At 65.5% G+C, this 22,449-nt stretch carries 19 protein-coding genes and 2 pseudogenes; 17 read left to right on the top strand and 4 right to left on the bottom strand.

What is annotated here, in order from left to right; translation table 11 throughout:
- The first annotated feature begins 158 nt into the window (after positions 1–158).
- The 17 genes and pseudogenes from ACP69S_RS12870 (at position 159) to ACP69S_RS12950 (ending at position 17,049) form a co-directional block, all read left to right on the top strand.
- Positions 159–477: pseudogene (locus tag ACP69S_RS12870) on the top strand (endonuclease domain-containing protein).
- A 124-nt stretch (positions 478–601) separates the two neighbouring features.
- A pseudogene (locus ACP69S_RS12875) lies at positions 602–886 on the top strand (helix-turn-helix domain-containing protein); the annotation flags it as partial.
- Between the two features lie 395 nt (positions 887–1,281).
- Entirely contained in the window at positions 1,282–1,572 is a 291-nt protein-coding gene (locus tag ACP69S_RS12880) for a DUF1905 domain-containing protein (protein WP_425997791.1), read from the top strand.
- A 198-nt stretch (positions 1,573–1,770) separates the two neighbouring features.
- Entirely contained in the window at positions 1,771–2,487 is a 717-nt protein-coding gene (locus ACP69S_RS12885; RefSeq protein WP_425997793.1) for a TetR/AcrR family transcriptional regulator, read from the top strand.
- A 172-nt stretch (positions 2,488–2,659) separates the two neighbouring features.
- On the top strand, positions 2,660–4,903 hold the full coding sequence (locus tag ACP69S_RS12890) for a TonB-dependent receptor (RefSeq protein WP_425997795.1): 2,244 nt from the start codon (positions 2,660–2,662) through the stop codon (positions 4,901–4,903).
- A gap of 84 nt (positions 4,904–4,987) precedes the next feature.
- Positions 4,988–6,295 carry a spinster family MFS transporter gene (locus ACP69S_RS12895; protein ID WP_425997797.1) on the top strand — a complete coding sequence of 436 codons (1,308 nt, stop codon included), beginning with the start codon at positions 4,988–4,990 and terminating at the stop codon, positions 6,293–6,295.
- Between the two features lie 207 nt (positions 6,296–6,502).
- Positions 6,503–7,702 carry an ADP-forming succinate--CoA ligase subunit beta gene (gene sucC, locus ACP69S_RS12900; protein ID WP_425997799.1) on the top strand — a complete coding sequence of 400 codons (1,200 nt, stop codon included), beginning with the start codon at positions 6,503–6,505 and terminating at the stop codon, positions 7,700–7,702.
- On the top strand, positions 7,703–8,587 hold the full coding sequence (sucD, locus tag ACP69S_RS12905; RefSeq protein WP_425997801.1) for a succinate--CoA ligase subunit alpha: 885 nt from the start codon (positions 7,703–7,705) through the stop codon (positions 8,585–8,587). It begins immediately after the preceding gene.
- Positions 8,588–8,760: 173 nt separating this feature from the next.
- On the top strand, positions 8,761–11,724 hold the full coding sequence (locus tag ACP69S_RS12910) for a 2-oxoglutarate dehydrogenase E1 component (protein WP_425997803.1): 2,964 nt from the start codon (positions 8,761–8,763) through the stop codon (positions 11,722–11,724).
- Positions 11,725–11,802: 78 nt separating this feature from the next.
- The gene (gene odhB, locus ACP69S_RS12915) at positions 11,803–13,020 is read left to right on the top strand and encodes a 2-oxoglutarate dehydrogenase complex dihydrolipoyllysine-residue succinyltransferase (RefSeq protein ID WP_425997805.1); all 1,218 of its coding nucleotides are present in this window, start codon (positions 11,803–11,805) and stop codon (positions 13,018–13,020) included.
- Between the two features lie 90 nt (positions 13,021–13,110).
- Positions 13,111–13,566 carry a hypothetical protein gene (locus tag ACP69S_RS12920; protein WP_425997806.1) on the top strand — a complete coding sequence of 152 codons (456 nt, stop codon included), beginning with the start codon at positions 13,111–13,113 and terminating at the stop codon, positions 13,564–13,566.
- 82 nt (positions 13,567–13,648) lie between these two features.
- On the top strand, positions 13,649–13,921 hold the full coding sequence (locus tag ACP69S_RS12925; RefSeq protein WP_425997808.1) for an antitoxin: 273 nt from the start codon (positions 13,649–13,651) through the stop codon (positions 13,919–13,921).
- Entirely contained in the window at positions 13,918–14,325 is a 408-nt protein-coding gene (locus ACP69S_RS12930) for a type II toxin-antitoxin system VapC family toxin (RefSeq protein ID WP_425997810.1), read from the top strand. The genes ACP69S_RS12925 and ACP69S_RS12930 overlap by 4 nt, the downstream gene beginning before the upstream one ends.
- A 231-nt stretch (positions 14,326–14,556) precedes the next feature.
- Complete coding sequence (gene lpdA / locus ACP69S_RS12935) at positions 14,557–15,957, top strand: dihydrolipoyl dehydrogenase (protein WP_425997812.1); 1,401 nt, start codon at positions 14,557–14,559, stop codon at positions 15,955–15,957.
- Between the two features lie 101 nt (positions 15,958–16,058).
- Entirely contained in the window at positions 16,059–16,259 is a 201-nt protein-coding gene (locus ACP69S_RS12940; RefSeq protein WP_425997814.1) for a hypothetical protein, read from the top strand.
- Positions 16,260–16,328: 69 nt separating this feature from the next.
- Complete coding sequence (locus ACP69S_RS12945) at positions 16,329–16,640, top strand: RDD family protein (protein ID WP_425997816.1); 312 nt, start codon at positions 16,329–16,331, stop codon at positions 16,638–16,640.
- Between the two features lie 91 nt (positions 16,641–16,731).
- The gene (locus tag ACP69S_RS12950; RefSeq protein WP_425997818.1) at positions 16,732–17,049 is read left to right on the top strand and encodes a hypothetical protein; all 318 of its coding nucleotides are present in this window, start codon (positions 16,732–16,734) and stop codon (positions 17,047–17,049) included.
- A 55-nt stretch (positions 17,050–17,104) separates the two neighbouring features.
- Here the strand turns inward: ACP69S_RS12950 and ACP69S_RS12955 are convergent, their stop codons facing one another.
- The 4 genes from ACP69S_RS12955 to ACP69S_RS12970 all read right to left on the bottom strand — a co-directional run bounded on the left by ACP69S_RS12955 (position 17,105) and on the right by ACP69S_RS12970 (position 22,444).
- A complete protein-coding gene (locus ACP69S_RS12955; protein WP_425997820.1) occupies positions 17,105–18,766 on the bottom strand; it encodes a M56 family metallopeptidase in 1,662 nt (553 codons plus the stop codon).
- Entirely contained in the window at positions 18,763–19,137 is a 375-nt protein-coding gene (locus tag ACP69S_RS12960; RefSeq protein WP_425997822.1) for a BlaI/MecI/CopY family transcriptional regulator, read from the bottom strand. The genes ACP69S_RS12955 and ACP69S_RS12960 overlap by 4 nt, the downstream gene beginning before the upstream one ends.
- Positions 19,138–19,401: 264 nt before the next feature.
- A complete protein-coding gene (locus ACP69S_RS12965) occupies positions 19,402–21,369 on the bottom strand; it encodes a methyl-accepting chemotaxis protein (RefSeq protein ID WP_425997823.1) in 1,968 nt (655 codons plus the stop codon).
- A 157-nt stretch (positions 21,370–21,526) separates the two neighbouring features.
- On the bottom strand, positions 21,527–22,444 hold the full coding sequence (locus ACP69S_RS12970; RefSeq protein ID WP_425997930.1) for a tyrosine recombinase XerC: 918 nt from the start codon (positions 22,442–22,444) through the stop codon (positions 21,527–21,529).
- Positions 22,445–22,449 lie beyond the last annotated feature (5 nt).

Raw genomic sequence — 22,449 nt, forward strand, 5'->3', positions numbered from 1 at the left:
GTATCGCTCGACGGACCGCCGCTGTCGTTGTGGCGCTCCCGTGGTGTACCTGCCCCATAACGCATCCTTCCAACCATCGGAAAACAGTGCACCATCAAAGTCCGGGACCAAACATCTAGCTACGCAACCCGGCTTCCCATGGCACCTCCTTCTGAGTCATCAGGAGGAGGCGGTGCCAGACCTTGGCCGAGAAGCCGCTCTGGAGCCTCGTCCGCAATCGCCGCTTGGGTGGGTTCCGGTTCCTGCGGCAAGTCGCGATTGACCGCTTTCGCGGACTTCGTCTGTGAGGCGGCCAAGGTGATCGTGGAACTGGACGGCGCTGCGCATGACGGTCGCGAGGACTACGACGAGCGCCGCACCCAGACGCTGGAGCGGTTTGGATATGTCGTTCTGAGATTTACCAACGAACGGGTTCTTGCCGATCCGGGCGGAACGGCGGGCGACATCCTGGCGGTGCTTCGTTCGGCGAGGCTGTAACCTCTCACCCTCCCACCGCTGCGCGACGGGCCCCTCCCTCTCTCTACTGTTCAGACCAGGGACATCCGTGACAGGTGTTCGGAGACATCCGTGACACATTTTCGATCTCGCAGGGAGGTCGGAGATGCCGTTCACGGGAGTGTCCGCGAAGGATTTCAAGTTGGAGTTCGTGAGGCTGGCTGGGGTTGAAGGCGCCAACCGGCGTGAGCTGTGTCGGCGGTTTGGGATCAGCGCCAGCCTAGGCTACCGGTTGCTGTCGCGGTATGCAGCGCAAGGCGAAGGGGGGCTGCAAGAGCGGTCGCGGCGTCCGCAGGGCTCGCCCCGAACGACGTCGGACGTGATCGAGGCGGCGGTGATGGCGGTGCGGGCCGCGCATCCGGCCTGGGGCGGGCGCAAGATCGCCGTCAGCTTTGACGCAACCCTTTTGGCCGCGTTGCCAAGGTCGTCATCTGCACTGGCGCCAACCATCCGCAAGCCGAGCATGACGGCTTCCATCTCGTCGCGGTCCAGCGTCAATGGCGGAAGATAAGAACCAGGCTCGATCAGATACCCGAGTCCCGCCTCACCCCTTATGGGAACTCCCGAAGCCTGGAGGGAAGCGATGTCGCGGTAGGCCTTGGCGAAGCAACCAGGCTGGATCTTCCAACGCCTCATTCGGCTGGATGACGGACTCTTCTACGACCTGTCGTTCGCTGCCAACCGAGAGGCATCTTAGGCGATCTGCGCGGGTTGGATGCAAACCCCGCTATGCCAAGCGTTCCTGGACCTGATCGAAGCCGAGGAGCTTCGGTTCGGGTCGTTTGCTTGACCGACGTCGATGAGGTGATCGCGCTTGCGGTCATCTGGCCAGCCGGCTCCTGGATATTTGCCAAGATCAATGAGCCTTCAGCCGCCTACATCACGTTCGTAGCAAGCGGGCGGCGGAGTCGGTTCGGGTCCCTCAGAGTTGAGGCAAAGATCGGCGATACACGGTGGCGCACATCCTTGTTTCCGCAGAAGGAACAACGGGGCTGGCTATTGCCGATCAAGCGTGAGGTGCGCGAGGTCACGGGGATCAGCGTAGGAGAGGAGGTTGAGATTCTGCTTCGTTTCTGACCTCGATAACCTGGGGTTCTCACCAACGTCCGCTCACCGACCCTTGGCAGACGATCAGCATGTCCCCTTCTGGCATCGACGGCGAATACGCCCGCCGTAGCGCTACGACCGTAGGCGCCTCGTTCCTCATCCCGCTTGCCACGCTTGCCCGGATGAGTCATCCGAGGACAGCGCAATAAAGGCAGGCAAGAGAGTCGTATGACCGCAGCCAAGCCCCACGCCCTCCCCCTCACTCGCAGTGGCGGGCGTGGCAGACCGTCCAAGGCCAAGGGCCTGGACCTGAAGGAAACCATCCTCGACGCGGCCGAGGGGCTGTTTGCGCGCCATGGCTTCTATGGCGTGACCACCCGTCAGGTGGCGGCGGAGGCTGGCGTCGATACGGCGCTGATCCACTATTATTTCGGCGCCAAGCGCGAGTTGTTCGACGCGGTGTTCCTGCGTCGGGCCGAGATCCTCAACCAGGCGCGGCTTGCCTCGATGGACCTCTATGCGAAAGCCCATGCCGGATCGCTGACCGTCGAGGGCGTGATCGAGGCGTTCATCGAACCCCTGCTGCGCATCTCCCAGGAGGGCGGGCAGGGCTGGAAGAACTATTTCGTCCTGGTGGCCCAAGTGAACAACACCCCCGTTTGGGGCGGCGAGACCATGACCCGGTTCTTCGATCCGGTGGTTCACAGGCTGGTCGAGACCCTGAAAGCGGCGCGTCCGGACGCGGAATATCGCGACCTCTACTGGTGCTACCAGTTCCTGACCGGCTCGATGATGCTGGCCCTGTCGGAAACCGGCCGGATCGATTCGCTGTCGGAGGGCGAGTGCCATTCCAGCGATCTGGAGGCGGTACGCCGCCGCCTGTTCGCCTATTGCGCGGCGGGTTTCGAGACCGTCATCGGCCGCGCGGCCGTGCCGAAAGCCTGAAAGACACAGTCCGGCGCCATTTCATCACCTGATGAAAAAAGGCTGGCGTTGCGTCAATCTCTGGGTGACAGTGGCGCTATTCGCGGTTCGATGAATTCGCGAGCTCCGAGCACGTGTCCGCCAAAAGGATCCGGTTCGGCAAGGGCGGAACGTACAAGGGAGGGGAAACCCAATGACTTCGATGTGGAAGGCTGCGCTGCTGGCTGGCGCGGCATGGAGCGCGGCCGCGACGGCCGTTTCGGCTCAAGAGGCGCCTGTCGCCAATTCGGGCCTGTCGGTTGAAGAGGTGGTCGTCACCGCCCGTCGTCGCGAGGAAAGCCTCAAGGACGTGCCGGTCGCCGTTTCGGCCTATAGCGGCGAGACCCTGGCCCGTCAGGGCGGCGCGGACATCACTGTCCTGCAGCAGACGACCCCCAACATCACGGTTCAGACCGCCCGCGGTTCGAACTCGACCCTGATCTCCTACATCCGCGGCATCGGCCAGCAGGACCCGCTGTGGGGCTACGAGCCCGGCGTCGGTCTCTATATCGACGACGTCTACGTCCATCGCCCGCAAGGCGCGGTGCTGGACGTGTTCGACATCGAGCGCATCGAAGTGCTGCGCGGCCCGCAAGGCACGCTGTATGGCCGTAACACCATCGGCGGCGCCATCAAGTACGTGACCAAGCGCCTGGGCGGCGAGGCTCAAGGCAAGGTGCGCGGCACCTATGGCAGCTACAACCAGACCGACCTGCTGGTCTCGGGCCAGACGCCGGTCGGCGGCGGCCTGTCAGTGGGCGGCGCCTACGCCCTCTACAAGCGCGATGGCTACGGCAAGAACCTGACCACCGGCGCCGAGCACTACAACAAGGACGTCCAGGCCATCCGTCTCAGCGCGGAGTATGCGCCGAACGACGACCTGTTCTTCCGCCTGGCCTATGACCACGTCCAGGACGATTCCAATGCCCGCCACGGTCGCCGCGAACTTCCGACCCTGGTCGGCGGCTTCAAGGTGATCGACGAATATGACACCCAGGCCGGCTTCGGCGACGACAACTCGGTCGAGACCGAGGGCCTGTCGCTGACGGCCCAGTGGAACGCCAGCGAGTACCTGACCCTCAAGTCGATCACCGCCAGCCGCAAGGGTCACACCGACACCGTCATCGATTTCGACGGCACGCCGGTGAACACCCTCGACATTCCGGCCACCTATGACGACCGGTCGTTCTCGCAAGAGCTGCAGGCCGTCTATGCGGACGACAACGTCCAGGGCGTGTTTGGCCTCTACTACATGAACAGCCAGGCCTCGGGCGAGTTCGACACCATCGCCGGCAACCTCGGCCTGTCCATCGCCGATGGCGGCAAGGTCAGCACCCAGAGCTTTGCAGCTTTCTTCGACTTCAGCGCCAACCTGACCGAGCGCTTCAAGGTCTCGCTGGGCGCCCGCGCCACGCGCGACCACAAGCGCAGCACGACCTTCCGGCTGTTCTATCTGGGCGCCACGCGCTCGCCGTATCAAGGCGGCACGCCGCGTCCGATCCTGCAGACCCGCACCAACTACGGCGCGCAGACCACCTTCTCGCAGTTCACGCCGCGCGTTTCGGCCTCGTATGAGCTGAGCGACGACCTGAGCACCTACGTGTCGTACTCGAAGGGCTTCAAGTCCGGCGGTTGGGACATGCGCGGCGACGCCCTGATCACGCCGCAGACGGTCAACGGCTATAAGCCTGAAGTTGTCGACGCCTATGAAATGGGCCTGAAGGGCTACCTGTTCGATCGCCGCGTCTCGTTCGCTTCGGCTGCCTTCCTGTCCAAGTACGAGGACCAGCAGGTTTCGACCCAGGTCGTTGTCCCGAGCGGCATCGCCAGCTCGATCGACAACGCCGGCTCGTCCACCCTGTACGGCGTCGAGTTCGAAGCCAAGGCCAAGCTGACCGCCAACCTCTCGGCCAATGTCGCCTTGGGCTACATCCATGCCGAGTACGATACCTTCAACCGTTTCGTCCCGGCCGGCGCGCCAAACCCGCTGAACCCCTCGCAAGTCATTCCGGCGGGTGGCCAGACCGTCAACGTCGCCGACCTGTATGGCTTCCAGAACACCCCGGAATGGACGGGCAATGTCAGCCTGACCTGGGTTGGCGAACTGGCCGGCGGCACGCTCGCCGTCACGCCTATGGTCAGCTATCGTGACAGCTATCAGCAGTTCGAGCTGCCGCTGCCGCTGCTGGACCAGGACGCCTTCACCCTGGTCGATGTCACAGCGATCTGGACCGCCCCGGGTAACCACTACAAGCTTGCCTTGACCGGCAAGAACCTGACTGATGAGCGTTATCGGACCGGCGGCTATAATTTCGCCGGCGCGACCTTTAATAACTCGGTCATCGGTTTCTACGGCCCGCCGCGCACTGTCTCGGCCAGCCTCGAAATCGCATTCTGATCTAGGTTTGTAACTGGCGGCGGCCCGCTGCAACGGGCCGCCGCCATTTCTTTGTCTACAACGTAGAAGCCAAGCGGGGCGACCATGAGCGATAGCCAGAGCCAAAGCCGGATTGGGCCATCGGCGAAGGGGTCGCGCTACCGCTATGTGGTGCTGGCGATGCTGATCCTCGCCTACACCTTCAATTTCCTGGATCGGCAGATCCTCGGCATCCTGGCCGGGTCGATCAAGGCGGACCTCAATCTCACCGACACCCAGCTTGGCCTGATGGGCGGGGTTGCGTTTGCCGCGCTCTACACGACCCTGGGCGTGCCGCTGGCCTGGCTGGCCGACAGGGTCAGCCGCACCTGGATCATGACCGCCGCCCTGACCGTCTGGAGCGGTTTCACGGTGGCGTGCGGCTTTGCGGGCGGCTTCTGGACCCTGTTCCTGTCGCGGATGGGCGTCGGCGTCGGCGAGGCGGGCGGCGTGGCCCCGGCCTATTCGCTGATCAGCGACTATTTCCCCAAGTCGCAACGGGCCCGGGCCCTGGCGGTCTATTCATTCGGCATCCCGCTCGGCACCGCGCTGGGCGTATTGTTCGGCGGTTTGATCGCAGCCTATGTCAACTGGCGGGTTGCCTTCATCGTCGTCGGCCTGGCTGGTGTCGCCCTGGCCCCGATCTTCAAATGGGTGGTCAAGGATCCGCCGCGCGGTGGCATGGACCGCGAGCCGGGCGAGGCCGCCCCGTTGGAGGCGCCCAAGGCTCCGGCCTTCAAGGCGGTGCTGGCCACCATCATGCCCAAGCCCAGTTTCTGGCTGCTGTCGTTCGGCGCTGCCTGCTCGTCGATCTGCGGCTATGGCGTGGCCTTCTGGCTGCCGACCTTCTTCCAGCGCAGCTTTGGCCTGACCCTGCCCGAACGCGCCATGTTCTACAGCGCGCTGTCGCTGATCGGCGGCGTGGCCGGCATCTGGCTCGGCGGCGTGCTGGCCGACAAGTTCGGCTCGAAGAACAAGGCCGCCTACGCCCTGGCCCCGGCCATCTGCTTCCTGGTGGCCCTGCCGTGTTTCCTGCTGGCCATGAACGTGGATTCGATGGTCCTGGCCTTCCTGCTGTTCCTGATACCCACCGGCCTGAATCTGGCCTGGCTGGGTCCGGTGATCGCGGCGGTGCAGCATCTGGCCCCGGCCACGATGCGCACCACGACCTCGGCCCTGTTCCTGCTGATCAACAACCTGCTCGGCCTAGCGGTCGGCCTGTGGTTCTTCGGCTATCTCTCCGACCTGCTGGCCCCACGCTACGGCGCCGAGTCGATGCGCTACGCGATCTATTTCGGCCTGAGCTTCTATGTGGCTAGCGCGGTGCTGCTGATCTTCGCCTCGCGCCGGCTGGAGCAAGACTGGGTCGATTAGCGGCCCTCAAGGGCATGTGACCGGTAACAGTGGCGCGAGCTCAGGGGCTTCCGTGCCCGAGCGCTCGACGAGGCGGCGTCGCTGTCCTTTCGGACATAAGAACGGCGCAAGCCTTCACCTTATCGATCGCGCGCGGTTGCGCCTGCGAAATCACGCTCCTATAACCCGCGCACATTTCAGAAAAGCCGTCGCCGAGACCGGGCCCTCATGAACATTCACGAACACCAAGCCAAAGCCGTACTCGCAGAGTTCGGCGCTCCTGTTCCGCGCGGCTTCGCCGCCTTCACCCCCGACGAAGCCGCCGCCGCCGCTGAAAAGCTGGGCGGTTCGGTGTTCGTCGTCAAAAGCCAGATCCACGCCGGTGGCCGCGGCAAGGGCAAGTTCGAGGGCCTGGGCCCCGACAGCAAGGGCGGCGTCCGCGTCGTCAAGTCGGTCGAGGACGTCCGCCTCAACGCCGAGGAAATGCTCGGCCGCGTGCTGGTGACTCACCAGACCGGCCCCAAGGGCAAGCAGGTCAACCGCCTCTACATCGAAGAAGGCGCGGCGATCGCCAAGGAATTCTACCTGTCGCTGCTGGTCGACCGCGAGACCGCGATGGTCTCCGTCGTGGCCTCCACCGAAGGCGGCATGGACATCGAGGACGTCGCCCACGACACCCCCGAGAAGATCCACAGCTTCTCCATCGATCCGGCGACCGGCGTGTGGCCCACCCACACCCGCGCCCTGGCCAAGGCTCTGGGCCTGACCGGCGCTCTGGCCAAGGAAGCCGCCACGCTACTCACGCAGCTCTATACGGCGTTCCTGGCCAAGGACATGGCCATGCTGGAGATCAATCCGCTGATCGTCACCGCTGACGATCACCTGAAGGTCCTGGACGCCAAGCTGTCGTTCGACGGCAACGCCCTCTATCGCCACGCCGACATCAAGGCGCTGCGCGACGAGAGCGAAGAAGACCCCAAGGAAATCGAAGCCTCCAAGCATGATCTTGCCTATATCGCCCTCGACGGCGAAATCGGCTGCATGGTCAACGGCGCTGGCCTGGCCATGGCCACCATGGACATCATCAAGCTGTACGGCGCCGAGCCGGCCAACTTCCTCGATGTCGGCGGCGGCGCCAACAAGGAGAAGGTCACCGCGGCCTTCAAGATCATCACCGCCGACCCCGCCGTGAAGGGCATTCTGGTCAACATCTTCGGCGGCATCATGCGCTGCGACATCATCGCGGAAGGCGTCATCGCCGCCGTGAAGGAAGTCGGCCTGCAGGTTCCGCTGGTGGTGCGCCTGGAAGGCACCAACGTCGAACTCGGCAAGAAAATCATCTCGGAAAGCGGCCTGAACGTCATCGCCGCCAACGATCTGTCCGACGGCGCCGAAAAGATCGTCGCCGCTGTGAAGGGCGCCCGCTAAATGTCGATCCTCATCGGTTCTGAAACCAAGGTCATCTGCCAGGGCATTACCGGCGCCCAGGGCACGTTCCATTCCGAGCAGGCCATCGCCTATGGCACCAAGATGGTCGGCGGCGTCACCCCCGGCAAGGGCGGCCAGACCCACATCGGCCTGCCCGTGTTCGATACGGTCGGCGAAGCCAAGGAGGCCACCGGCGCCGACGCCTCGGTGATCTACGTGCCGCCTCCCTTCGCGGCCGACTCGATCCTGGAAGCTATCGACGCCCAGATCGGCCTGATCATCTGCATCACCGAAGGCATTCCGGTGCTGGACATGGTCAAGGTGAAAAAGGCGCTGCAAGGCTCCAAGTCGCGCCTGATCGGCCCCAACTGCCCGGGCGTCCTGACGCCCAACCAGTGCAAGATCGGCATCATGCCGGGTTCGATCTTCTCGGCCGGCAGCGTCGGCGTCGTGTCGCGTTCGGGCACCCTGACCTATGAAGCCGTGTTCCAGACGACCAATGCTGGCCTTGGCCAGACCACGGCTGTCGGCATCGGCGGCGACCCGGTCAAGGGCACCGAGTTCATCGACATCCTCGAGCTCTTCCTAGCCGACGAAGCCACCAAGTCGATCGTCATGATCGGCGAAATCGGCGGCTCGGCTGAAGAAGAAGCGGCCCAGTTCATCGCCGACGAAGCCAAGCGCGGCCGCAGCAAGCCCATGGTCGGCTTCATTGCCGGTCGTACGGCGCCTCCCGGCCGTCACATGGGCCACGCCGGCGCGATCATCTCGGGCGGCAAGGGCGGCGCGGAAGACAAGATAGCCGCGATGGAAGCCGCGGGCATCCGCGTCTCGCCGTCGCCGGCCAAGCTGGGCGAAACCCTGCTTGAGGTCCTCAAGGGCTAAAGACGATACCGAAACCCCGCTCTCGCGGGGCCCAGGTTTTTTGCGACCGCCAGTCGACGATCCGAAAAAATCACCTGGGCCCCTGCCGATGGCGGGCGCCCGGGTGATTGAGACACTATATTTACGGGCCTGGGATACCGGTCCCGTAGACCGACGGATCTAAGGCGAGCACGATGGCGGACGACGCAGGCATCATCAATCAGGTCTTGGCCGAGACCTCGTTCCTCTACGGCGCCAATGCGGCGTTCGTCGAAGACCTGTACGCCCGGTGGGCGACCGACCCCGCGTCGGTCGAGCCTTCCTGGAACGCCTTCTTCTCCACCCTGAAGGAACAGGCCGACCAGGTTCAGCGGGCCGCCAAGGACCCTGCCTGGACTTCACGCGCCGTTCCCAGCGCCCGTCCCGACTGGCTTTCCGCGCTCGACGGCCAATGGCCCACGGTCGCGCCGGCCGTCGAAGCCAAGATGTCCAAGGCCATCGAAGGCAAGGCCCCCGGCACGTCCGCCGAAGCCGTCCGCGCCGCCACGCTGGACAGCCTGCGCGCCATCATGATGATCCGGGCCTACCGGATGCGCGGCCACCTGGCCGCCAATCTCGACCCGCTGGGCCTGGAGCCCAAGCCGCCCGCGCCCGAGCTTGACCCCGCGACCTACGGCTTCTCGGAAGCCGACTACGACCGTCCGATCTTCCTGGACTTCGTGCTGGGCCTGGAGACCTCGACGGTTCGCGAGATCCTGTCGATCCTGCGCCGCACCTATGCCGGCAATGTCGGCGTCCAGTACATGCACATCTCGGATCCAACCGAGAAGGCCTGGCTGCAGGAGCGTATCGAGGGTCGCGACAAGGAAATCGTGTTCTCGAAAGAGGGCAAGGTCGCCATCCTCAAGAAGCTGATCGAGACCGAAGGCTTCGAGCGCTTCCTGCACAAGCGCTTCCCCGGCACCAAGCGGTTCGGCATCGACGGCGGCGAGGCCATGGTCCCGGCGCTGGAGCAGATCATCAAGCGCGGCGGTTCGCTGGGCGTGAAGGACATCGTCCTGGGCATGCCGCACCGCGGGCGTCTGAACGTCCTGGCGGCCGTGATGGGCAAGCCCTATCACGTCATTTTCCACGAGTTCCAGGGCGGCACGAGCCTGCCTTCGGACGTGGAAGGTTCGGGCGACGTCAAGTATCACATGGGCGCTTCGTCGGACCGCGAGTTCGACGACAACAAGGTCCACCTGTCGCTGACGGCCAACCCGTCACACCTGGAAATCGTCAACCCGGTCGTGATCGGCAAGGTCCGCGCCAAGCAGGCCTTCACCCTGCGCGAGCAGCCGGACGCCGGCCGGGGTCACGTTCTGCCGCTGCTGCTGCACGGCGACGCGGCCTTTGCGGGCCAGGGCGTGGTGGCCGAGTGCTTCACCCTGTCGGGCTTGAAGGGTTACCGCACGGGCGGCACCATCCACTTCATCGTCAATAACCAGATCGGCTTCACCACCAGCCCGCGCTATTCGCGCAGCTCGCCCTATCCGTCGGACGTGGCGCTGATGGTCGAGGCCCCGATCTTCCACGCCAACGGCGACGACCCTGAAGCCGTCGTCTATGCGGCCAAGGTCGCCACCGAATATCGCCAGATGTTCGGCAAGGACGTCGTGATCGACATGTTCTGCTACCGCCGGTTCGGTCACAACGAAGGTGACGACCCGACGATGACCTCGCCGCTGATGTACGCCAAGATCAAGGGTCACTCTTCGACCCGCGAGCTCTATTCGGGCCGCCTGATCGCTGAGGGCGTCATCAACCAGGGCGAAGTCGACGGCTGGGTGACCGAGTTCGAGACCTTCCTCGACAAGGAATTCGACGCCGGCAAGGCGTACAAGGCCAACAAGGCCGACTGGTTGGACGGCAAGTGGGCTGGCCTGGCCACCCCGGCCGACGAAGAGCGTCGTGGCTCGACCGCCTTCCCGGGCACGCGCCTGCTGGAAATTGGCCGTCAGATCACGACGATCCCGGAACGCATCGACGCCCACAAGACCGTCAAGCGCGTGATCGAGAACCGCCGCGACGCGATCGAAAAGGGCCAGGGCCTCGACTGGGGCACCGCCGAGCACCTGGCCTTCGCCACCCTGCTCGACGAAGGCTTCCCGGTCCGCCTGTCGGGCCAGGACTCGGTTCGCGGTACCTTCACCCAGCGCCACTCTGACGTCATTGACCAGACGACCGAGGAGCACTACACGCCGCTCAACAATATCGGCCCCGGCCAGGCCCATTACGAGGTCATCGACTCGGCCCTGTCGGAAGAGGCGGTGTTGGGCTTCGAATACGGCTTCTCGCTGGCCGATCCCAACACCCTGACCCTGTGGGAAGGCCAGTTCGGCGACTTCGTGAACGGCGCCCAGGTGGTGATCGACCAGTTCATCAGCTCGGGCGAGCGCAAGTGGCTGCGGATGAGCGGCCTGGTGATGCTTCTGCCGCACGGCTACGAAGGCCAGGGTCCCGAGCACAGCTCGGCCCGCCTCGAGCGCTTCCTGCAGTCGTGCGCCGAAGACAACATGCAGGTGGTTAACTGCACCACGCCGGCCAACTATTTCCACGCCATCCGTCGGCAGATGCATCGCGAGTTCCGCAAGCCCCTGATCGTCATGACGCCCAAGAGCCTGCTCCGCCACAAGCGGGCCGTCTCGAACATGGCCGATCTGTCCGAGGGCTCCAGCTTCCACCGTGTGATGATCGACGGGGCCGAGGCCGGCTGCGACGTTGGCGGGATCACCCTGACCACGGACGACCAGATCAAGCGTGTGGTGATCTGCTCGGGCAAGGTCTATTTCGACTTGGTCGATGCCCGCGCCAAGAGCGGCCGCAACGATGTCTATCTGCTGCGTCTGGAGCAGTTCTACCCGTGGCCGATGAAGTCGCTGATGGGCGTGCTGAACCGCTTCAAGACCGCCGAGCTGGTCTGGGTTCAGGAAGAGCCCAAGAACATGGGCGGCTGGACCTTCGTCGATCCCTGGATCGAGCTGACCTTGGCCAAGCTGGACATCAAGGCCAAGCGCGCGCGCTATATTGGCCGTCCGGCCAGCGCTTCGACGGCGGCGGGCATGATGAGCCGCCACCTGAAGGAGCTGCAAGCCTTCCTCGACGAAACCTTCGCCTAACGACTATTGATTGGGTCCCGCCCGAGTGGCGGGGCCGCCAACGCGCCGACCGGCAAAAACGAGAGACATCGGAACACCATGGCCGACATCATGACCCCCGCCCTCGGCGAATCCGTCACTGAAGCGACGGTCGCGCGCTGGACCAAGAAGGTCGGCGAGGCGGTGAAGAAGGACGAGATCCTCATCGAGCTCGAGACCGACAAGGTTAGCCTGGAAGTGGCTTCGCCCGCCGACGGCGTGCTGAGCGCCATCGGCGCCGAAGAAGGCGCGACGGTTGTTCCGGGTACGGTTCTGGGCGTGGTCACCGAAGGCGCGACCGCCTCGGCCGCTCCCGCTGCTGCGGCTCCCAAAGCCGCAGTGCCTGCCCCGGCTCCCGCGCCCGCTCCGGTCGCCGCCGCAGCTCCGGCGCCGGTCACCGCTGCGCCGGTCAGCCCGGCTCCGGCCCGCGTCGCCGCCGAGAACAATCTGGATCTCTCGACCGTCGCCGGCACCGGCAAGGATGGCCGGGTGACCAAGGGCGACGCTCTTGCCGCTCTGGAAGCCCGCGCCTCGGCCCCGGCTCCCGTCGCCGCTCCAGCTGCTCCGCGCGCCCTGCACGAGCGCGAAGAGCGCGTGAAGATGACGCGTCTGCGTCAGACCATCGCCCGCCGTCTGAAGGAAGCCCAGAACAACGCCGCCATGCTGACGACCTTCAACGAGGTCGACATGAGCGCGGTGATGGCCCTGCGCGGCCAGTACAAGGACATTTTCGAGAAGAAGCATGGCGTGAAGCTGGGCTTCATGTCGTTCTTCACCAAGGCCGTCGTGGCCGCCCTGAAGTCCGTGCCGGACGTCAATGCCGAGATCGACGGAACCGACATCGTCTACAAGAACCACTACGACATCGGCGTCGCCGTGGGCACCGACAAGGGCCTGGTCGTTCCGGTTGTCCGCGACGCCGATACGATGAACCTGGCCGAGATCGAAAAAGCCATCGGCGCGCTGGGCAAGAAGGCCCGTGACGGCCAGCTGTCGATCGACGACATGCAGGGCGGCACCTTCACGATCACCAACGGCGGCATCTATGGCTCGCTGATGTCGACCCCGATCCTCAACGCGCCGCAGTCGGGCATCCTGGGCATGCACGCGATCAAGGAACGCGCCATGGTCGTGAACGGCAAGATCGAGATCCGCCCGATGATGTATCTGGCCCTCAGCTACGACCACCGCGTGGTCGACGGCCAGGGCGCTGTGACCTTCCTCGTGAAGGTCAAGGAAGCCCTCGAAGATCCGCAGCGCCTGCTGCTGGAACTGTAGTCTCGACGCACCGTCGAACCGGAAAGGGGTCGCGAAAGCGGCCCCTTTTGCATGGACGGGTTCTCGTGCAGGTTGCTGCGGGGGGGCTGAATGAGCCTGACGGAAATCGCCCGCTTCGCCGACTTGACCGAGGCTCAGATCGCCGCTTCGCGCCTCCGCGCGGAAGGGTTCTCGGTGCTCGTGCAAAACGAGCACTGGGGCGCAGCCAATTTCATGATGAGTACGGCCATGGGCGGGTTTCCGCTGTGGACGCCGGCCGGCCAAGCCGAGAAGGCGCGGGCGCTGGTCGAGGATTTTCGCGGTGGCGAGCCTCCGGCCCTGACAAAAGACGATCAGATCCCACGCGACCCACCTTCGGCGGCCGTGGGGGTGGCGCGCACGGGGCTCGCCCTGTTCCTGGCCCTCACATTCGGATGGGCGGCTGGCTGGCTGGTGGCGGGTTCCGCCGGCCGCCGGAGCCCCCTGCTGGCCATAGGAGGATGGGTGACCACGATCCTCTGCGGCGCCTGGGGTCTTCTGATGCTGATGGCTTGGCTGGGTGTCTGATCGGCGTCGGAGCGTTTCGGTCCGAGGTTGAATCAAATGGCCCTCTTTGATGTATCTACGGCTTGTAGCTACGGAAATGCCCATGGCCAAGATCGACGTCGAACCGGCCCGCGCCAAACTCTTCACCCAAGGCGGCAGCCAGGCTGTCCGCCTGCCCAAGGCCTTCCGGTTTGAGGGCGCGGAGGTGACCGTGCGGCGCGAAGGCAATGCGGTGATCCTTGAGCCCATGCCCGCCAAGCCGCCTCGCACCCAGGCCGACCTCGACGCCATGTGGGCTCGCGTCGATGCGCTCCTTGACGGCGAGTTTCCGGACAGGGATCAGCCGGCCGAACAGGAGCGTGATTTCGGCTGGTGACGCTCGCGCTCAACACCAACGTCTTCATCGATCTGATGCGTGGTCGCCAGCCCTTGGTGCGCCAGCGTCATGCGACTGCGCTCCTCAACGAGCAGGTGCTCCTGACCTCTCTAGTGGTGTTTCACGAACTACATTTTGGCATAGCCGCCAGCCACAACAGCGCTGCCGAAGCTGGTGCTGTCGAGATCGTTCTGTGCGGCGTTCCTGTAGAGGCGCTGACCGAGGCCGACATGATTTGCGCGGCCAATATTCGGGCGCGCCTGAGAGGCTCGGGCCGCCCCATCGGCCCCTATGACGCCCTCATCGCCGGTCAGGCCTTGGCCCGTGGCTGGACGTTGGTGACCTCTAACGTCTGCGAGTTCGAGCGCGTCGAGGGCCTGAGCGTCGAGAACTGGGCCGCGTAGCTGATCTTGGCCCCGGCCTCGGGCGCCAAACGCTTCCAGTCCGGCATGCGTGCAAAGAGGCGCTTGGAGGCGGTGTTTCCTTGCGTTCCAAGGCCGAGCACGTCGAAAGCGGGTTCCGTTTTCGGCCCGCTCCCTCTAAGGAATGCGCGCCTCCAGAGGTCTGACAAGCTGGCCGGCGAGGCCCCATATTAGTTCGGCGCCGTTTCCGGCGCGTCCTGAAGGCGAAGATCCATGGCTCAGTACGACGTCGTCATCATCGGGGGCGGTCCCGGCGGCTACAATGCGGCGATCCGCGCTGGTCAGCTGGGTCTGAAGACCGCCATCGTCGAGGGACGCGGCAAGCTGGGCGGCACTTGCCTGAACGTCGGCTGCATGCCTTCGAAGGCCCTGCTGCACGCGTCGGAAATGTATGACTTGGCCGCCAATGGCGAGTTCGCCAAGCTGGGTATCGAGGTGAAGCCCACGCTGAACCTGCCGCAGATGATGGCCCAGAAGTCCGAGAGCGTCGAAGCCCTGACCAAGGGCGTCGAGTTCCTGATGAAGAAGAACAAGGTCGACTACGTCAAAGGCTGGGGCCGGATCGCTGGTCCGGGCAAGGTGGTGGTGAAGGCCGAGGACGGCTCGGAAGCCACCCTCGAAACCAGAAACATCGTCATCGCCACGGGCTCGGAGCCCACCCCGTTGCCGGGCGTGAGCGTCGACAACGTTCGTATCGTCGACTCGACCGGCGCCCTGTCGCTGCCGGAAGTGCCCAAGACGATGATCATCGTCGGCGCGGGCGTCATCGGCCTCGAGCTCGGCTCGGTGTGGCGTCGCCTGGGCGCAGAAGTGACTGTGGTCGAATATCTGGACCGCATCTGTCCGGGCATGGACGACGAGACCGCAAAGGTCTTCCAGCGCAGCCTGACCAAGCAGGGCTTCAAGTTCCAGCTGGGCGCCAAGGTCACCGGCGCCAAGGCATCCGCGACGGGCGCCGAGCTGACGTTCGAGCCGGTCGCGGGCGGCGAACCCCAGACCCTGTCGGCCGACTATGTGCTGGTTGCCATCGGACGTCGTCCGTATACGGAAGGTCTGGGTCTCGACACGGTCGGCGTCGTTCCCGACAAGCGCGGCGTGATCGCCAACAACCACTACAAGACCGGCGCCGAGGGCGTCTGGGTCATCGGCGACGTGACCAGCGGTCCGATGCTGGCCCACAAGGCCGAGGACGAGGGCGTTGCCTGTATAGAATTGATCGCGGGCAAGGCCGGCCACGTGAACTACGATATCATTCCGGGCGTCATCTATACCAAGCCGGAAGTGGCCACCGTCGGCAAGACCGAAGAAGAATTGAAGGCTGCGGGCATCGCCTACAAGGTCGGCAAGTTCCCGTTCACCGCCAACAGCCGCGCCAAGATCAACCACGAGAACGAGGGCCAGGTGAAGGTCCTGGCCGACGCCAAGACCGACCGCATCCTGGGTGTCCACGCTGTAGGTCCGAGTGTCGGCGACATGATCGCCGAATACTGCGTGGCCATGGAGTTTGGCGGCTCGTCGGAGGACGTCGCCCGCACCTGCCACCCGCACCCGACCCGCTCGGAAGCCATGCGTCAGGCGGCCATGGGCGTCGAAGGCTGGATCATGCAGGCGTAGAACTCGGCGACCTTGAAACCACTCTACTCATTGGATCTTTCGCACATCCCGTTGGCGGAGATTGAATGGTCGATTCGGGGAACACGTCACCGAGGACGGTGATGGCCGTCGCGCTGCGGCTGGATTCGGGCTCTGTCCTGCTGAAGCGTTGGCTCGGATGCTGGATCGACATGATCGTGGTGGCCGCCTGCCTGTTCGGGCCCTTCCTGCTGCTGTCCGCGCTCGGACAGGAGAGTGTAGGCTCCTGGCTAGAGCATTTTCCGATAAGTGTGAAACGGTTATCGGATCGAAAAATGCTCTAAACTTCTGATTTAGAGCCCTTTTCGCCCGACCCTGATGAAGCCATCAGGTCGGAAAGGGCTCTAGGGGCCTTGGCCGCCATTGCCTATTTCCCCGTCTCAGAGGGGCTCTGGGGCAGGACTGTTGGCAAGTTGGTCACGGGATTGGTGGTCGTTGACGCCAAGGGCAATAGGCCTGGGCTTTTGCGAGCGACCGGGCGGACGGTGACGCGAATGATCGAAGTCAATCCGTTCCTGCTGGGCGGCCTCCCTGCGGGTCTGATCGTCTTCGCCAGCGAACGTCGCCAGCGGCTCGGGGACATGTTGGCCGGGACCTACGTCATCCCGAAAGCCGATCTGGCTCGGTTGCGCAGCGCGAACCAAGATGCGTTGACCCAGGACTGATCTGTCTGGGCGTCGCGCCATGACTGATTGTTAATGGAGTCCGTCGCACAATCAGGTACACAGTATCGGGGTTTCGTAACGGAGCCCCGCCATGCTTTTGTCCGCTCTCCTGCTTGCGACCGTCGTTCAGGCTGCGCCGACGCCACCCAGCACACCTCGAGCCTTCATCGTTCCCACGGGACGGCTCATGCGCATTGCCCCGGCGCAAGTTTCGAAAGATGCCGCCGTCGCCGTGCTGGCACGCCGTGAGGCCTGTCGGCGGTCAAATCTGCATCTGGTCGATACGGCCGGGCCGGTCGAGCTCAACTTGCTGGGCGATCTGCCGCGAGCCAACCACACCCTTGCCGTCCTGCGAACCCAAGGCGGCTGTTCGGTGTCGTCGACCATTCGTTACAATATCGGACGGTAGCGGCCGGCGACCGTCCGACGATTGCGACTACGGGAGACGCCCCGTAGTCTCGCCTTCAGGTTTTCTTGCGGGACTCGACGGCCAGCCGGTCGGCTTGGCGATCCATGTCGTCAGCCTGGGACGGCATGTGGCCCGCCAGGGCGCGTAGTTCGGCGTCCGTGACCTCGTTGCCCCGGGCGCGGTTATCGGCGATTTGCCTGGCGCGATAGGCGGGGTCGCGCAGGCGAATGGCTTCCGCGCGCATGTCTCGAGCCCCCTTGCGCATCTGCTCTGCGCCGTGGGCCATCTCGACGCGAGCCTTGATCATGTGCCGCGCGGCTTCTTGGCGAGCGCGCTCGCCAGCTATGCGCGCCCGCTCTCCTTCGACCCCGGCTTGACTGGCGCGAGCGTGGGCATCCTCGGCCGCCATGCGGGCAATGTCGGCCTGCACGCGGCTGTCTTCGGCGTGGCGCTGGGCTTCGTCGGCCTGGATGCGGCTCTCGTCGGCGCGGCGTCGGGATTCTGCGGCTTCCGCTCGGGCTTCAGCAGCCCGAGCGCGCGCCTCGGCGGCTATCTCTCTCCCGGCGGGCGTGGCGACCCGGAAGTCGCTGTGCCAGTAAGCTTCCATCGGCGCGGCCGGGGCCGCCGGAGGGGCGGGAGGCGCTGCTTCGACTGCCTGGACCATCGGCGCAGCTGTCGCGGGCGGAGCGGCGGGGGCCATAAGAAAGACCGGAGGAGCCGGAGGCGCGGGCGCCGCAACGGCGTTCTGGCGGCTCAGGCCCAGCGCGGCCAGCGGCGTCGCGACGACGGCCAGGGCGGCGATGGTCAGGGCGACCGTGAGGGGACGGCGACGGGCGGACGTATCGGTCATGATGCAGGCGATCCTTGTCTTCAGCGTTCGGGCGTCGGCGGCCATGGCGGTGGCGGCGCGAGGGGCGGCCATCAGAGGGGCGGCAAACGGGGCGGCCAAGGGCGCGGGATGGGCGGCCAGGCGGACCAGGGTCCTGGCGTAGAGCGTGCGATCCACCGTTTCGAGCGCGGCGGCGTCGGCGGCTTCTTCCGACCGGTCGGCCAGGACGGCGTGCAGGCGCCAGACCAGCGGATTGAACCAAAACAGGGCCAGGGCCAGGCGGGAAAGCACCAGGAAGATCCAGTCGTGGCGGCGCAGGTGAGCCAGTTCATGGGCCAGGATGGCGGGGGCGGCGTGACGCTCGGCCAAGCTGCCGGAGTCGATGACGATGAAGCCGGGCGCGACGCCCCAGCTGAGCGGGCTGTCGATCCGGTCGCTGGACACCAGACGCGGGCGGTCGGCCGGCGACAGGTCTTCCAGCGGCGCCGTCCACTGGGCGCAGGTCACCGGGCGTCCCTCGCGGGTCCAGCGGTGGAGGGTGAGCAGTCCCAGTTGCAGCCGGCCGGCGACAGCGACGACGCCAAGCAGCCACAGACCACCGATCAGCTGGACCGACGGTGGCCAGGACAGGCCAGTCGCCTTCGTTTCGCTGGTCCACGCCGGCGAGATCCCGGGCGGCAGGTCGGGCGAGGCGGGCGGCAAGAGCGCCAGATCCATGGCGGGGAGGACGTTCATGATGACGGGCAAAGCCAGCAGCAGACAGACCGTGCCGCGCAGGATGTCCACGCGATCGACGGCGCGCTGGGCCAGGAAACGGGCGCAGGCCAGGCCGGCGCCGGCGACGAAACTGGACTTGATCAGCAGCGAGAGAAGCAGGGTTGCGGTCACGACGTCTTCTCCACGGCCTGATCGATGACCTGCTCCAGAGCCGCGGCCTCTTCGGGGGTCAGTCGCTGACCAAGGCCCAGCAGGGCGGTGGCGGCGCTGGCCGCGGAGCCTGCGAAAAAGGTGTCGATCATGCGTCGCAGGGCGCTGGCGGCGACGGCCTCGGTTCGCTGGACGGGACTGAACAGGAAGCCGCCCTGACCGCTCGACCGCTCGACCAGGCCCTTGGCTTCCAGGCGCGAGAGCATGGTGCGAACGGCGGAGTCGCTGAGCGGATCAGACAGTGAGGCGCGGACCCCGGCGGCCGTGCCGGCTTCCATGCGACAGAGGGTCTCGAAGACCTCGCGTTCGCGTCGGGGCAGGGATTCCATCATGGCGGCCTCTACGAGACGGGTTCGCTACATGTGTAGCGCTACACATGTAGCGACGCCAGCCGTCAAGGCGGTGATGAAGATGAAATCGCGGTAACCCCGCGGCAGCCGCTTGCCTGCCTGCCGCTTCTTATCTCTTGCGGCTCGCGCCCAGAAAAAGGCCCCGCCAGTTTCCCGGCGGGGCTTCAGTGTTTTCAGGGGAGGAACGCCCCAAGAGGGGTCAGGGGCGCTTTACGCTTACTAAAACTTGTCTGGAGCGCGGGCTCTCTAGAACTCTTCCCATTCCTCGGCGGCCGGCTTGGCCGAACCGGCGAAGGCGGCGACCTTGGCCTGGGCGGTGCGGACCGGATTGGCGCCCGGGCGGCTGCTGGCCGAGGCCGGCTGCAGGGTGGGACGCGTGGCCGGAGCGGCCGGGCGACGGGCGACCGGGGCGCGCGCCGAGGCGCTGGAACCGCTGACCTGGAAGCGCGAGATCATCTGCAGAAGATTGCTGGCCTCGCCCTTCAGCGAGTGGCTGGCGGCGGTGGATTGCTCGACCATGGCCGCGTTCTGCTGAACGGTCTGGTCCATCTGGTTGACGGCGGCGTTGACCTGGTTGAGGCCGGTGGCCTGCTCGGCGCCGCCAGCGGCGATCTCGCTGACCAGGGCGTCGATCTCGCTGACCTTGGCGACGATGGCCTGCAGGGCCTCGCCGGTCTGGCCGACCATCGACACGCCCTGACCCACTTGTTGGGTCGAGGTCGAGATCAGGGTCTTGATTTCCTTGGCGGCGTCGGCCGAGCGCTGGGCGAGAGCCCGCACTTCCTGGGCGACGACCGCGAAGCCACGGCCCGCGTCACCGGCCCGCGCCGCTTCGACGCCGGCGTTCAGGGCCAGCAGGTTGGTCTGGAAGGCGATCTCGTCGATGACGCCGATGATCTGGCTGATCGACTGCGAGGACTTCTCGATCTGGTTCATGGCGTCGACGGCGCCGCGGACCACGACGCTGGAGCGTTCGGCGTCGGTGCGGGTGGAACCCACGACGCGCGAGGCTTCGACGGCGCCGGCCGACGAGCGCTTCACCGTGGCGGTGATCTCGTCGAGGGCGGCGGCGGTTTCTTCCAGGCTTGCGGCTTGCTGTTCGCTGCGGCGCGACAGGTCGTCGGCGGCCGAGGCGATTTCATCCGAGCCGGCGCCGATGCTGCTGGCGGCGGTGACGATGGTGCGCATCGCCTCCTCCACCTGGCCGATGGCGCCGTTGAAGTCGTTCTGCAGGCGCTGATAGGCCTGCGGGAATTCGGCGTCGACGCGATAGGTCAGGTCGCCGTCGGCCAGCTTGTTCAGGCCCGTGGCGATGGATTCCATGACAAAGGCCTGCTCGCGGGCGGCGGCCTCGGCGGTCTCCTGGTTGCGGCGGCGTTCGGCGTCGGTCTCGGCCGACAGACGTTGCTGGCTGGCCTCGGCGGTGCGCAGGGCCAGGGCGTTGTCCTTGAACACCTGGACCGAGCGGGCCATGGCGCCGACCTCGTCCTTGCGCTGGGCGCCGACGACTTCGACATCGACCGAGCCCTGGGCCAGGGTTTCCATGGTCTTGGACAGGTTGGTCAGGGGCGCGGAAATCTTGGAACGACCGATCCAGATGGCGAACAGCAGGGCGATGCCGGCCGAGATTATGCCGAACAGCACGCTGAAGATGAGGCCTGCCGTCGCCGCCTTGTTGGCCTCGACGATCATGGTCTCGGTAGCGACGCTGTGTGCATTGTTGAACGCCACGACGTCCTTGGTCAGGGCGGCGATATCGGGATCGATCACTGCCATGACCATGACGGCGGCTTCATTGGCGTCCTGCAAGCCCAGGTCCGCACCCTGGCGGGCGCTGTCGTAAACCTTCTTTAGGCGCGTCCGGAAAACAGCGGCATCCTTGGCGGTGGCCGGGTCGGCCGCGACGACCTTGTCGAGCGCCTTTTCGCCTGCGGCCTTGGCTTCGTCGAGGTCCTTCGAGGCCGCAGCGGCCTCGGGCGAGGAGCCTGGGTTGGACACGGTGCGATAGGCCGCATAGCCAATCGTCGTGGCATAGCGATTGAACCGGGCCAATTCGAGTTCGGCAGGCGCGCGCTGCTCGACCAATAACTTGGTCGCGGTCTGCGATTGCTGGGCCTGCCAGGCCCCCATGCCGACAATAGCCAAGGCGACCAAGGTCAGGATTACAGCCGGCAAGGCCACCTTGGTCGAAATCTTCAGATCGTCGAATTTCATCGCTCGCCTCATGTCCTCAACGGCCGCCGGTCAAGAGACAGGCGTCGGTTCTTGCGACCAAAAGAGACACGCGCAGTAAAAACGCGGTTAATTCTCACATCGCCGTGCGGATATCGCGACAGTCCGTCGCAGCGTCGCTCTGACTCAGGCCTGAGGTTCAGGCGTGTGGATGGGCCTTGGCGTAGGCGGCCATCAGGCCGGCGGCGTCGACCTCGGTATAGCGCTGGGTGGTCGACAGCGAGGCGTGGCCTAGCAAATCCTGGATCGAGCGCAGGTCGGCTCCCGCGCCCAGCAGGTGGGTGGCGAAGGCATGGCGCAGGGCGTGGGGCGTCACCCGGTCCGACAAGCCCAGGCGGCCGCGCAATATCTGTACCGAGGCCTGGACATGGCGGGGCGACAGCGGGCCGCCGCGTTTGGCGCGAAACAGGGGCGCGTCGGGCGACAGCACGAAGGGCAGGGCGGCGACATAGGCGTCGATGGCGTCTCGCACGGCGTCCAGTACGGGGACGATCCGGGTCTTTCCGCCCTTGCCGGTGATCCGCAGGGTCTCGCCCAGGGGCGCGTTGCGACGCAGCAGCGACAGGCCCTCGGAGATTCGCAGGCCGCAACCCCAGAGCAAGGTGAGCACGGCCTCGTCGCGGGCCACTTCCCAATCGTCGCGGTCGGGATCGGCGGCGATTTCATTTATCAGGCCATGGGCCTGATCCTCGGTGACCGGGCGCGGCAGGCCGACCTTCAGGCGCGGGCCTCGCACCAGCTCGATGCTGGGGTTTGGGGTGTCCAGGCGCTGGTCGAGGAAGCGGTGGAAGGCGCGGATTGACGACAGGCTCTGCGACAGCGAGCGGGGCGCCAGGGCGTCGTCACCGGTGCGGCGGAAAGCCAGATAGGCGCGCAGTTCGGCCGCCGTGATCGCGCCCAGGGCGGCCAAAGTCACCGCCTCGCCGCGATGGCGCTCCAGAAAGTTCAGATAGGCCAAGACGTTATCGCCATAGGCCCGCACGGTGCGCGGCGAGGTCCGGCGCTCGTGCTCCAGATAGTCATGCCAGGCGACGAGGGCTTGGCGGCCGCTCGTCAGGCTGG

This window comes from Caulobacter sp. DWR1-3-2b1 (assembly GCF_049895765.1).
Classification (GTDB): Bacteria; Pseudomonadota; Alphaproteobacteria; order Caulobacterales; family Caulobacteraceae; genus Caulobacter.